Origin of the sequence: Fibrisoma limi BUZ 3, assembly GCF_000296815.2 — a bacterium.
Classification (GTDB): domain Bacteria; phylum Bacteroidota; class Bacteroidia; order Cytophagales; family Spirosomataceae; genus Fibrisoma; species Fibrisoma limi.
In genome coordinates this window covers 718,037-730,900 of sequence record NZ_CAIT01000004.1, presented here as the reverse complement: position 1 = coordinate 730,900, position 12,864 = coordinate 718,037, and the positions used below count along the sequence as shown (strand labels likewise).

13 protein-coding genes are annotated in these 12,864 nt (G+C 54.8%); 9 read left to right on the top strand and 4 right to left on the bottom strand.

Translation table 11 applies throughout. From position 1 onward, the window contains the following. Positions 1–10 precede the first annotated feature (10 nt). Positions 11–1,483 (top strand): IMP dehydrogenase, encoded by a 1,473-nt coding sequence (gene guaB, locus BN8_RS03540; protein ID WP_009280420.1) that lies wholly within the window; start codon positions 11–13, stop codon positions 1,481–1,483. 79 nt (positions 1,484–1,562) lie between these two features. Here the strand turns inward: guaB and BN8_RS03535 are convergent, their stop codons facing one another. The 4 genes from BN8_RS03535 to BN8_RS03520 all read right to left on the bottom strand — a co-directional run bounded on the left by BN8_RS03535 (position 1,563) and on the right by BN8_RS03520 (position 6,202). Continuing rightward, a complete protein-coding gene (locus BN8_RS03535) occupies positions 1,563–2,297 on the bottom strand; it encodes a metallophosphoesterase family protein (protein WP_009280419.1) in 735 nt (244 codons plus the stop codon). Continuing rightward, positions 2,294–3,139, bottom strand: a complete 846-nt coding sequence (mazG, locus tag BN8_RS03530; RefSeq protein ID WP_009280418.1) for a nucleoside triphosphate pyrophosphohydrolase — start codon at positions 3,137–3,139, stop codon at positions 2,294–2,296. The genes BN8_RS03535 and mazG overlap by 4 nt, the downstream gene beginning before the upstream one ends. 68 nt (positions 3,140–3,207) lie before the next feature. Next, positions 3,208–4,749, bottom strand: coding sequence for a DUF1501 domain-containing protein (locus BN8_RS03525; RefSeq protein ID WP_009280417.1), 1,542 nt, complete (start codon positions 4,747–4,749; stop codon positions 3,208–3,210). Positions 4,750–4,825: 76 nt separating this feature from the next. After that, complete coding sequence (locus BN8_RS03520; RefSeq protein ID WP_009280416.1) at positions 4,826–6,202, bottom strand: DUF1800 domain-containing protein; 1,377 nt, start codon at positions 6,200–6,202, stop codon at positions 4,826–4,828. 249 nt (positions 6,203–6,451) lie between these two features. Here BN8_RS03520 and BN8_RS03515 point away from each other — a divergent pair, with 249 nt between their 5' ends. From BN8_RS03515 to BN8_RS03485, 8 genes are all read left to right on the top strand, one after another. Beyond that, complete coding sequence (locus BN8_RS03515) at positions 6,452–7,708, top strand: MFS transporter (protein ID WP_009280415.1); 1,257 nt, start codon at positions 6,452–6,454, stop codon at positions 7,706–7,708. 81 nt (positions 7,709–7,789) lie between these two features. After that, entirely contained in the window at positions 7,790–8,491 is a 702-nt protein-coding gene (locus BN8_RS03510; protein ID WP_009280414.1) for a DUF1361 domain-containing protein, read from the top strand. After that, a complete protein-coding gene (locus tag BN8_RS33125; RefSeq protein ID WP_009280413.1) occupies positions 8,478–8,627 on the top strand; it encodes a hypothetical protein in 150 nt (49 codons plus the stop codon). Before BN8_RS03510 ends, BN8_RS33125 begins: the two co-directional genes overlap by 14 nt. After that, positions 8,624–9,010, top strand: coding sequence for a diacylglycerol kinase family protein (locus BN8_RS03505; protein WP_009280412.1), 387 nt, complete (start codon positions 8,624–8,626; stop codon positions 9,008–9,010). Before BN8_RS33125 ends, BN8_RS03505 begins: the two co-directional genes overlap by 4 nt. A 25-nt stretch (positions 9,011–9,035) precedes the next feature. Then, positions 9,036–9,689, top strand: coding sequence for a hypothetical protein (locus tag BN8_RS03500; RefSeq protein ID WP_009280411.1), 654 nt, complete (start codon positions 9,036–9,038; stop codon positions 9,687–9,689). After that, positions 9,686–9,985 (top strand): winged helix-turn-helix domain-containing protein, encoded by a 300-nt coding sequence (locus BN8_RS03495; protein ID WP_009280410.1) that lies wholly within the window; start codon positions 9,686–9,688, stop codon positions 9,983–9,985. The genes BN8_RS03500 and BN8_RS03495 overlap by 4 nt, the downstream gene beginning before the upstream one ends. A gap of 61 nt (positions 9,986–10,046) precedes the next feature. Further along, positions 10,047–11,306, top strand: a complete 1,260-nt coding sequence (locus tag BN8_RS03490; protein WP_009280409.1) for a hypothetical protein — start codon at positions 10,047–10,049, stop codon at positions 11,304–11,306. Between the two features lie 172 nt (positions 11,307–11,478). Further along, positions 11,479–12,840 (top strand): nucleotide disphospho-sugar-binding domain-containing protein, encoded by a 1,362-nt coding sequence (locus BN8_RS03485; protein ID WP_009280408.1) that lies wholly within the window; start codon positions 11,479–11,481, stop codon positions 12,838–12,840. The last annotated feature ends 24 nt before the right edge of the window (positions 12,841–12,864 follow it).

Here is a 12,864-nt window from a genome sequence, read left to right as displayed (position 1 = left end):
TTTATTTGCCATGAGCTTAGACGCCAGCAAGTTTCTTTACGAGGCTCTCACCTACGACGACGTACTGCTCCTGCCTGCCTATTCGGAGGTTCTCCCGCGCGACACTCAGACTGTTACCCAACTCACCCGTAACATCCGGTTGAACATTCCGCTTATTTCGGCGGCTATGGATACCGTGACGGAGTCGGAACTCGCCATCGCGATGGCGCAGGAGGGCGGTATCGGCATGATTCACAAAAACATGAGCGTGGAGGCCCAGGCCGATCAGGTTCGGAAAGTAAAGCGGTCGGAGAGCGGTATGATCATTGACCCCATTACGCTGGCTGAAACCGCCACCCTCGCCGATGCGCACAAGATCATGCGCGAGTTTAAAATCGGCGGGATTCCCGTTGTCGATGCCGACAACAAACTGGTTGGTATACTGACCAACCGCGACCTTCGCTTCCAGACCGATCTGTCGCAGCCCGTCACGGATATCATGACGAAAGCGAACCTGATCACCGCCCGTGAAGGACTGACGCTCGAAGAAGCCGAGAGTATTCTGCAACAATACCGGATCGAGAAACTGCCCATCGTCAATGAGCACTATAAGCTCGTCGGACTGATTACGTACAAGGATATCCTGAAGAAAAAGAACCACCCCAACGCCTGCAAGGACGAACTGGGTCGACTGCGTGTTGGTGCGGCCGTTGGTGTTACGCCCGACCTGATCCGGCGCATCGAAGCCCTCGTCAAAGCGGGCGTCGATGTTATCAGCGTCGATACGGCCCACGGTCATTCCAAAGGTGTGCTGGACGCGGTGCGGAACATCAAACAGCGGTTCCCGAACCTGGAAGTCATTGCCGGTAACGTCGCTACGGGCGAAGGTGCCAAAGCCCTGGCCGATGCGGGTGCCGATGCCGTGAAGGTGGGCGTAGGCCCGGGTAGTATCTGCACCACCCGGATCATTGCCGGGATCGGTATGCCCCAGTTGACGGCCGTGTACGAATCCGCCAAGGCGTTGCAGGGTACGGGTGTTCCCGTTATTGCCGACGGTGGTATTCGCTTCTCCGGCGACATCACCAAAGCGCTGGCCGGTGGAGCCAGTACGGTAATGATCGGGTCATTGCTGGCCGGTACGGAAGAAGCCCCGGGCGAGGTGGTGTTGTACGAAGGCCGCCGGTTCAAAACGTACCGCGGCATGGGCTCCGTCGAAGCGATGGAAGAAGGCTCGAAGGACCGCTACTTTCAGGATGCCGAAGACGACATCAAGAAACTGGTGCCGGAAGGGATCGTTGGTCGGGTACCGTTCAAAGGACGCGTATCGGAAATCGTGTATCAGCTCGTCGGCGGTTTGAAAGCGGGCATGGGCTACTGTGGCGCACTGGATATTCCGGCGTTGCAGCAGGCCAAGTTTGTAAAAATTACGGCTGCCGGCTCCCGCGAAAGCCACCCGCACGACATCCAGATTCAGAAAGAAGCGCCGAACTATTCGGTGCGATAAATGGGATTGACTGATTGAGTTGCTGACTGATTGAATGGACGATTTGCGTATTAAGTCAATCCGTCAGCAACTCATTTCATCATAAATAGTGCACCGTGCTGCTGGTGCCGTGGGAAGTCAGGTTGATTTCCCGCACGGCAATGCGGTAATGATCGATGACGGCCTCGTGAGCCGGATCGTGTTTCATCTGGAAAAACAGGGAGGGGGTTACCAACTCGGCCAGGTTGCCCCGCAGTACGGTTTTTTCAACGTGATAGTGCCCACAGACCACCGTTACGTGGCAGGGTAGCTCCTTGACCAGCGACAGAAACTGATTGCTCTGCTGAAAGGGGTACGTCGCGTCCATGTACCGAACGTCGGCTTCGATGGGTGGGTGGTGCATAAAAACCATTACGTTGTTGTCTTTCAGCACCAGCAGATGCTCCCGCAGCCACTCCCATTGCGTCGATGACATGGTCCCGCGCGACGTATCGAGAAACAGCGCCGGGTAACCTTCCAGCGGCAGGGCGTAATACAGTTCGCCATCCTGTAGCTTGTGCGTCAGGTTCATCTCCTCCGCCAGCATCGTCGAATCATCGTGGTTGCCGGCAATGTAATAACACGGAAACCGCAGTCGGCTTACCTGCTGCCGAATCCACTGGTAAATGGTCCGGTCGCCGGTCTGGTAGCAGAGATCGCCCCCAATAATCAGGCAGGCCGGATTGATTTCGGGCAGAAACGCCAGCGCATTCAGGAAATTCTGGCGAACATCAACGTCCATGGGCTTTTCGCCTTCAGCCCCAATGTGCAGATCGGTAATAAAAGCGATTCTCATAGGGCTGTTTTCGCTTCGTTCCAGAATACGTCCATCTCCGCCAGCGTCATATCCTTCAGCTCCCGGCCATTTTCTTTAGCGCGGGCTTCGAGGTACTGGAATCGTTTGATGAACTTCTTATTTGTCCGCTCCAGGGCCGTTTCGGGGTTGATGTCGATAAAACGGGCGTAGTTGACCAGCGAGAACAGCAAATCGCCGAATTCACCCTCCGCCTGCTGCTTATCGATCGTCTCGTTATTTTCTGCGTTAAATTCATTCTTAAACTCCTGCATCTCCTCTTCTACCTTCTCCCACACCTGTTGCTTTTCTTCCCAGTCAAAACCCGCACCCCGCGCTTTTTCCTGGATTCGCATGGCTTTCACCAGTGCCGGTAGTGAACCCGGCACTCCCCCCAGCACGGATTTGTTTCCTTCCTTCAGTTTTAGCTGTTCCCAGTTCTGCTTTACTTCTTCTTCTGTTTCAGCTTTCGTATTTCCGTAGATGTGCGGGTGCCGGCTGATGAGCTTATCGCAAATGCCATTCAGTACGTCGGCAATGTCGAAACGGTTCGACGGTTCGACGCCCGTTTCGGACGCAATCCGGGCGTAGAAAACCAGGTGCAGGAGCAGGTCGCCCAGTTCCTTCCGTACCTCAGGAGCGTCGTTTTCCAGAATTGCATCGGAGAGTTCGTAGGTCTCCTCGATGGTCAGATGGCGGAGGCTTTCCCAGGTTTGCTTGCGGTCCCAGGGGCATTGTTCTCGCAACTCGTCCATGATGGTCAGCAGCCGATCGAAGGCCAGCAACTGCTCCCGTCGGCGGGGAGACATTGCGTCAATTTTCTCGTCCAGGTTGTTGGTTGTCATAGTACAAAATTGCCCATTCCTTTTGGACCTAACAAAAAAAGCCGGATGGTTTATCCGGCTCTCTGATGTTATATTTTCACCAGTCGCTTTACCGCCCGACCGGTATCGGTTTGCAGGCTGTAGAGATAATGCCCGGCGGGCAGACCCGAACCACTGACCGGTACGATGTAGTTACCCGCATCCACACGACCTTCACGCAAGATGGATACCTCGCGGCCCTGCATGTCGTAAAGCGCCAATCGGACGTACTGAGCGGTTTTTACCGTAAACTGAATTTCTGTCAGGTCCCCAAAGGGGTTAGGTGTATTCTGGCCAAGAGCAAACACACCTTCTGCCACCTGCAAGGCAGCAGACTGCCGGAAAATAGGCAGAGTGTCAAAATCACGACCCAGAATTGTTCGGGTGGTAGGTCCGTCGACGCCCAGATGATCTTGTAGCACACTGGCGTACACCTGCCGGTACTCATTCTTAAACTTCAGATCTCCGCTGCCGTCGAGGTCTTTCAGATCGGGGGGCGTACCGACGATACCTCCACGAACGGGCTTTCCGATAACGAACAGCGGGGCAGCCGTACCGTGATCCGTGCCGGTCGTACCGTTCTGATTGACCCGTCGGCCAAATTCAGAGAACGTCATCACCGTGACGCGATCGGCCAGGTTTTGTTTGCCCAGGTCTTTCTGAAAAGCAGCCACCGCTTCGGCTACGGTTCTGAGGAGCGTCGCGTGCTGACCGCTGGTTACGTTCCCGGCCGTCACCTGATTGGCGTGCGTATCGAAGCCGCCAAGGGTGGTCAGGTAAACGGGCGTAGTGAGACCACCGGCGATGAGTTCGGCCACGATGGCTAACTGCTTGCCCAGGCTCGTGTTCGGGTAGGTGACCTGGTTTTTCCCAATGTCGGCTTTCTTTTTTATTACGTCGGAGTACCGAATCGACTGGGCAGCAATCTGGCGCAAAAACTTCAATTCCTCCCCCGCTACGGTGTCAGGAATGATTTCGCTGTCGGTACTGCTGCCTTTCACCAGCTCGTAGAACGCATTGGGGTTGTCGAATACCGTACCCATTGACCCCAGTTCGCTTTGCAGCAGCATCGACTCGACCGACCCAAGCTGAATGGCCATGGGCTGATCAGGCAACGTAACGGGGTAGTTCGGAAACCGGCTGGTCAGGTAACGCCCCACCCAGCCCTCCGTCAGCACCTGATTCGCATCCGATGCCGACAGCCAGATGTCCGTCGATCGGAAATGCGACCGGTTCGGCGACTGATACCCTACGTTCTGGACGATGGACAACTGGCTGTTGTCGTACAGTTCCCGAAAAGCGGCCAGCGCGGGATTGAAACCAAGCTGGCTAGTCAGTTTCAATACTTTATCCTTCGGAATGGCGATAGCCGGGCGTTTCTGGTAATACACATCATTTTCGTAAGGCACGACCGTATTCAGGCCATCGTTGCCGCCCTGTAGCTGTACCAGCACCAATACGTTGCCGTTCGTACCATCGAGGTCGAACAGCAAGGGGCTGTGCGCATACGCCCGGACCGGTATGCCCTCCATGCCGAAGGCAACTCCGCCGGTCAGCAAACCCAGTTGTCGTAGAAAATCCTTGCGGTTCATGGAAATGAAGGAGGAAAGGGAGGGGAGGAAAGGAGTCTAACTGCATTATCCTTTCCTCCCTTCTCCCCTTCCTCCCTTATGTTAGTTGATATTCGGGCTGGCGCATGACTGCCTTGATAAACTTCTGGATACGTACGTCGGCCATGGGTGTGTTCGTAGACCAGTTGGCCGCAATGGTACCGTCGAGGAGAGTCTCCAGCAGTTGTTTCCGCCGTTGGTCGCTGAGCGGAAACCGCAGCAGCCAGTCCGTAACCTCTTTCACGAACAGTTCGGCCTGCTCAGCGCTGGCAAAGCTTCGGGCATAGCCAAGTGGATTGAGGGCAAACGACAAGGCCTGGCCACTGGCCCGGCGGCCGTTCACGATGGAATCGGTAAAGCCGCCACGAGCCGGGTAGGTATTGGAACTGATCCAGTCGCGTTGCCCGGGCCAGCCTGCTACGTCGGGTGGCTGAAAAAGCTGCTGCTGGAGCGTTTTGCCTACATCCGCGAGGTAATTCCAGTCGGGGTTAGTGATGCCAAGTTCTTTGATGGTCCCAACCAGCAGTTCAGTCGGGGTTTTGATCTTAGCGCCCCGGTAGTCGGGTTTATAAAACTCCTCCGACGTCAGCAGAAACTGCAACAGGGGTTTAATCTGGTAATTAGCCTGCCGAAACACAGTCGCCATCTGGTTGATGAAGGCTTCGTTGGGCTGATAGTAAACAAACTCTTTGTAAAGCTTTCGGCTGATAAATTCAGCAACGGCGTTCTTTGTCAGAATGATGTCGACAATGTCGCTATAGGTAAAGTTGCCGGTTTTACCCAGAAATGTCTTGTCCCGGTCGGCGAAGCTAGCTTTGTTGAACACCGCCTTCAACCCCTCTACCCGCCAGCCGGTCAGGGCCAGGGCAGCCTGTTTTACGTCAGTTTCCGAGTAGTTGCCAGTCGGTCCGTCGCCCCGGCCCAGCGTGAACAGTTCCATCAGTTCACGGGCGTAGTTCTCGTTCGGCGCGTTTTTGTTATTCTGCCGACCATCGAGGTAGATCAGCATGGCGGGGTCGATGGTTACGTCCTTGACGAACTGCCGGAAATCACCGAACGCATACCGCCGGAACAGGGCGTTCTGCTGGTACATATGTTGCGGGTAGTTCACCTTCTGGCGTTCGGACGTAAAATGATTATGCCAGAACAGGACCATTTTTTCGCGCATGCTGGTGCCTTCGGTCAGCATCCGGTTCAGCCACCAGTTGGTCAGCTCCTTGTAGCGATCCCCGTCGACTCTGGCGTTGTTGGCCACCGGTGTTTCGGACACCCACGTATCAGGCGGAGCCGGCTGCGGCAGATCGGTCAGCAGTTCGGTACGGACAAACGCATCAGCCGATGCGAACGACAAGACCTTACGCAAATCACTACGTGTGTAACCGAATAAGCACCGGGACAGTAGGTGACGCGCCGTATCAACATTCCACACCGGCATACAGTAACATGTTTATTTTTTAGTATTACTTACAGTCACAACAGAGGTACGAAAGGAATAAATTTTAAACATAACACACTGATTATCAGCAGTTAAAAATAGCAAACCGACTTAAAAAGCAAGTGTTTTTCATGGCAGAAATTTCTGTAAGGTTATGCGTCCAACGCTAAGCCGACGGATCGCCAAACCACCCAATAAGTTCTATTGTGAATCCTAAGAAACTACCCGTCATCGGTGGTTATTCTGAGTATGAACACCCCAACTTCATCCCAAACGTCAGCAAACAGGCTCCGACTGGGCACGATTTTTTTCACCGTTTTTCTGGACCTGGTTGGCGTCGGTATTGCCAATCCGATCATTGCACCGTTGCTGCTCCGGCCAGAATCGGGTATGCTGCCGGCCGACTACAGTGAGAATGAACGCACACTACTTCTGGGCGTATTGATTGCCGTGTTCTCGATTGCCGGTTTCTTCAGCGGCCCTCTACTGGGCGCTCTATCGGATCGCTACGGCCGGAAGAAAGTTCTGCTGGCGTCGCTGGGCTTAACCTTTACCGGCTACCTGATCTTTGCCCTGGGAATCTACCTGAAGAATGTCCCGCTGCTGTTTCTGAGCCGAACCATCTACGGCATTGGTGGGGGGAACCTTTCCGTTATTCAGTCGGCTATCGCCGACGTAAGTGATGAGCGGTCCCGCACGAAAAACTTTGGGCTGATTGGCGTGGCCTTTGGGTTGGGGTTCATCATTGGTCCGGCCCTGGGTGGCGAACTGGCGAACCCAAACACCGTATCCTGGTTTAATTTCACGACACCGTTTCTGGCCGCGGCCCTGCTGTCGCTGATCAACATTGGGCTGGTCGTGCTGAACTTCCGCGAAACGCTGCAACACCCCGTCGACCGGCCGGTTACGATCCTGACCGGTATCCGAAACCTGTCCGAAGCTTTTACCGACTCACGGTTACGTATTCTGTTTCTGGGCGTGTTTTTCTACGCGCTGGGTTTTAACTTCTACACCCAGTTTTTTCAGGTCATTCTCATTAAGGTATTTGATTACAACCAGACCCAGATCGGGCGGTATTTCGCCTACGTGGGTCTGTGGGTAGCGCTCATGCAGGGCACGGTGGTACGTCGGGTGGCCAATTCGTATGCTCCCCAACAAATTCTGCGGTTCAGCGTCCTTGGCCTTGGGTTTGCGCTGTGGCTGTTCCTGCTGCCCCAGGAGAGTTGGCAACTGTTTCTGGTTGTGCCGATTCTGGCTTTATTTCAGGGCCTGACCTCCCCTAATTCCACGGCCCTGGTGTCGCAGAGCGCGGGAGCGCAGGAACAGGGCCGGACGCTGGGCATCAACCAGTCGGTTCTGTCATCGGCGTTTGCCTTACCGCCTATCCTCGCGGCCTACATGGATACGATTAACGTGCACCTGCCCATCGTAGTAGCGGGGTCGATGGTGTTGATTGGCTGGGGCTTTTTCATTCGTTTTTTCCGCACGGCTGTGGTGACGAACTGAACCACTGAAAATAATTTTGCCGGTCTCCTTGACTGGCATTTCATTTATCCGTTTACTTTGCAACACAAAGTACTTTATAACATGAATAATCTTACCCAGACGTTAAGTACGTACCGCTCCCCGTTTCAGGACGTATCGACCAGCCGTGGCCTGCGTGCCCTTACGCTGCTCACCGTAGCCGGCCTGAGCCTGCTGATCACCCGCGGGCTGTTGACCGGCAACTGGTGGTTCTTTATCATGCTGACGTGGAACCTGTTTCTGGCGTGGTTTCCGCTGGGCGTGGTACTGGTGCTGCGCGATTTGCGGGCGGCTGGTTTTCGACAGATGTGGCTACTGGCCGCTGGTCTGGCTGGTTGGCTGGCCTTCGTACCTAATGCGCCGTACATCATCACCGACCTGTTTCACATCAAGAACTTACAGGACTCCCTGTTGTGGTTCGACACCATGACGCTGTTCCTGTTTGCCCTGACGGGTTTGCTGGCGGGGCTGTACTCAACCCTGCTGGTTCACCGGATGATTCGCCCCCTGACAGAACATAGCCTCGCCTGGGTCCTGATGATCGGTTGCCAGCTCCTATCGGGCTTCGGAATTTACCTCGGGCGGTTCGGGCGGTGGAATAGCTGGCACATTCTGACTAAACCGTCGCTGCTGTTGAACGCCGTAACGAGTTCGTACCAGGATCACCTGAGCCTGAAACTAACCCTGGCGTATGGCTTTGTGCTGACGGTCCTGTACGTGGCTTTTTACTGGTACGTCGAGCAGGATAGCGATGCAAAAGCCTGAGCCGTATAGTCACGCCATGAATCCGTTTTTGCTTCCAGCATCGATACTCCGCCGGGAAGACCGCTACTTCACGCTGGCCGGTTGCCCGCATAAGCCCATGAACGTCCGGCTGTTTCACCGATATTTTGCTTCATGATTAATGTTCACAAGGTTTTTCGCAGCTTCCGGTTTGCCGGGCAGGGCATTGTCGATCTGTTTCGGTACGAAAACAACGCCAAAGTTCATTTACTCATCGCTGCGGCTGTCATTATTGCGGGCCTCTGGTTAGGTCTGGCCCGCACGGAATGGGCAATTATCCTGACTCAGATCGGGCTGGTCTGGGCCGCCGAAGCGTTTAACACAGCCCTTGAGAAGCTTTGCGATCTGGTAATGCCGGAACTTCATCCAACGATCAAAGCCGTTAAAGATTTGTCGTCGGGAGCCGTTCTGGTGCTGGCCATTACGTCCGTCGTAGTCGGTGTCATAATCCTGGGTGGAAAACTGGTCGACCTCCTGTACAGCCAGTACTCCTTCCGTTAATTTACGTATTCATCCAACCTTGACCATGTCTGAATCGCGCGAACACCTCCAGACGCTGACCGAGATCCGCAGCCTGATGGAGCGCTCTTCCAAATTCCTGTCCTTAAGTGGTTTATCGGGCGTCTCGGCGGGCATTATCGCACTCGTGGGGGTGGGGGTAGTTTCCCTCCGAAAAGCCGCCGAGTCGTATCCCCGCGCCATCTACGACCGCCCGATTATTCCGTCGACTACCACCCGGCACGATCTGGTTACGTTCCTCATCACGGATGCCCTTGTCGTGCTGGTGCTTGCGCTGCTGGCTGGTACGTTTTTTACGGTTCGCCGGGCTCGTCGGCAGGGGCTGAGCGTCTGGAATGCCAGTTCACGGCGGCTGTTGTGGGCGCTGCTGGTGCCGCTGGCGACGGGGGGCCTGGTGTGTCTGGCATTCATCCGCTACAATCTGGTCTGGCTGACATTCCCAACGACGCTTATTTTCTACGGTTTGGCGCTGCTGAACGGCAGTAAATACACGCACCGCGATGTTGAATCGCTGGGTTACTGCGAAATCGCACTCGGTTTGCTGTCCCTGTTCATCAGTGGGATCAACCTGCTGGCCTGGGCGCTGGGCTTCGGGGTCCTGCACATCGTGTATGGACTGGCCATGTGGTACAAGTACGAACGCAAAACCGATACGGCATGATGAAAGACCTGTTAGCGCAGTTTAACAAAGCCTTTGAGAGCAAAGCGCGGCTGAGCATCATGTCCGTACTAGTGGTAAATGAGTCACTCAGTTTCAATGCCCTCAAAGAACTGCTCAGCCTGACCGACGGCAACCTCGCTACACACCTGCGGGCGCTGGAGGAAGCCGGTTACGTTGCCGTGCAGAAGCAATTCATTGGCCGCAAACCCAATACGACCTACTCGGCCACCGACGCCGGTCGGCAGGCTTTCACCGATCACCTGAACGCCCTGGAAGAGTTCATAAAAAACCTATAACCGTAACAAACGTACTGATTTACAAGCCGTACTCTGGTATTAACGTAAAACGACCACATCCATGAAAGAGGCCATTCTTAACAATCTGGACAATCCCCGGCAGCTCGAAGTATTGTACCGGGACAACCAAACCGCCTTTACGCAGTCGTTCAACTCGATTTACGAAGAGTTAAAAAACAACAAAACCGTAGCGATCTGGTACGAACGGCTGAATTACGCCAGTCCTGCGATTTCCAAGGATTCGACCAGAGACTTAACCTTCACCGTTATCGCTTCCGTTCTGGCCGGGCTGTTTGCCAAACTGCCGGAACTACTGGCAATCGACGAAGAATATTTCTATTCGAGAAATATTGCTTTCATCGTGCTTCCGCTGTTGATGGCTTACTTCCTCTGGACGCAGAAAAGTAGCGTAAACAAACTGATTGGCGTGGCCTCGGTGACGCTGATTTCGCTGCTGTATATTAACAAACTGCCTGTTGCGCCCAGGAGCGATACGTTGATTCTGGCCTGCATTCACCTCCCCCTTTTCCTGTGGACGTTACTGGGATTCAGCTTCGTCGGCGATAGGATAACAGACAGCCGGAAACGGCTCGACTTCTTGCGCTACAATGGCGATCTGGCGGTAATGATGGCCCTGATTGCCATCGCGGGTTTCCTGTTCACCGCGATCACGATTGGCTTGTTTAAATCAATACAAATCAACATTGGCGAATTCTATGGCCGCTATGTTGTCGTTTTTGGCGTATCGGCCGCGCCCTTCGTCGGTACGTACCTGGTTCGCACCAACCCCCAGTTGGTCGGCCGGGTCTCACCCGTTATCGCCCGGCTCTTTACCCCCCTGGCGTTACTTACCGTAATCGCTTTTCTGATCGCCATCGTAACTTCCGGTAAAGATCCGTTTAAAGACCGGGATTTTCTGATTGTTTTCAACCTGCTCCTGATTGGGGTTATGGCCCTAATCCTGTTTTCCGTAGCCGAATCGTCGAAGGCGGCTGTTAACCGCAACGAAGTGTTGCTGCTGTTCGTGCTGGCGCTTACGACCATCATTGTGAATGGCATTGCGCTGTCGGCCATCCTATACCGGATAACCGAATGGGGCATTACCCCAAACCGGCTCGCCGTTTTAGGGGGCAATGTGCTTATTCTGGTCAATTTGATTCTGGTAACGCGTACGCTTTTTCAGGCCATCCGAAGCGGCCAGAACGGGACCACCCTCCGCGCCGAAGTTGTGGGGAACGTCATAGCCGGATTTTTACCGGTTTATAGCTTGTGGACCGTCGTCGTGACCTTCCTGTTTCCGGTCCTGTTTGATTTTAAGTAGAAGCGAACAGGCCAAATTTTGCCCTAATCAACGTTACCTCGTCGAACGAAGGGAGTCAAAATAGGCAGAAAACAACCGCTCAGAAAATAAGCGCAAACTCTGCCGCTTTCAAGACGAGCACACGTTCCGAATTTTCGGAACTTCGGAACGTGCCTTTTTGCCTGCTTGTTCGATGAAGACCGTTCTGTTCCTGATTAATCCGCTACCCAGCCACTATAATGGCTTTTTTCGGCTGGCCGATTTGCTTCGCGCCCATGATTACCGGGTTGTCTTTACGGGGACGGCTTACCTGCGCAACCACATCGAATCGCAGGGGTTTGCGTTTATCGAGCTCGACTACCTCATCGAATATTACGTCGTTAACCGACACGAAAGCCTGGAGGATCTGAAACGGACCATCCGCAGCAAACAGTTCGGTCGGCAGCGGTACCGCGAGTTTCTGGAAAAGGTCCGGTCCATCGAAGGCGTTCTGGAAGCTGTTCGTCCGGATCACGTGCTGATCGACGAGCATCTGAACTATTATTATTACCTGGTGCAGCACCTGGTGCCGCAGGTCTGTTTTCTGCACATCAAGCCACCCACCCGGCGCGCTCCTGGTCTGCCGCCGATGACCGACCCAACCCCAAGCTTCAATTCGTTCCGCGACCGGGCCTATAGCTGGTGGTCGTGGGAGAAACACCTGATGCGCCGACGGGTTGGGCGCTGGCTCCGCGAGGGCGTGTTTCTCGGCAAAAACGATTTGTATTTTGTCGGGCGCCGGGGTCGCAGGTTCGGGGTTGACAAGCGCCGTCTGGACCAGCGCAATAACGCTCTGTACGACATCGTCCGGGGCGTGTCGTCCATTTACATGACGCCCCAGGCGTTTGAGTACCCCTGGTTCAGGCCGACCGCTGCGGAGTTCTTTCTGACCCGGCCCTACCAGCGCCGGGATACTACCGACAATGCTCCGTTCTGGAAAACCATTTCGCCGGTGCTGCGTGGAGAAGACAAAGTGATTCTGGTAGCGTTGGGTACACTCAGCGCCGATCAGGCCGACGTAGCGGTTCAGTTTCTGCACAAGGTGGTGGAAGCCGTGCGCCCCCTGCCGGGCGTTCAGGTGATCATCGCCAACAAACTGCTGGCCGCTCAGCCCGACGTGTCGCTTCCGTCGCATATCCACCTGTTTGCGCACGTACCACAGCCTGAGCTCCTCCCCCACTGCGATCTGATGCTGACGCACGGCGGAATTGGCTCCGTTACGGAATGTCTCGCAGCCGGGGTGCCCATGCTCGTTTATCCGCTCAACCTGACCAGCGATCAGGTAGGTAACGTCGGCCGGGTGCTGTACCATCGACTGGGTCTGGCGGGCGAACTGCGGAAAGCCGATCCGAACATAATCCGCTGGCAAATCAGTATGCTACTCACCGATCAGAATGCCTATGCAGAACGCGTCCGGTCGCTACAGCAGAAGATTACGACCGACACCCCGCGCCAGGAAGCGGCCGTACTGAAACTGCTCAACTACAAGGCCGCTCCGCAGTTGACCAACTCCTGACATCAAGCTCATTCTGTTCGTCAG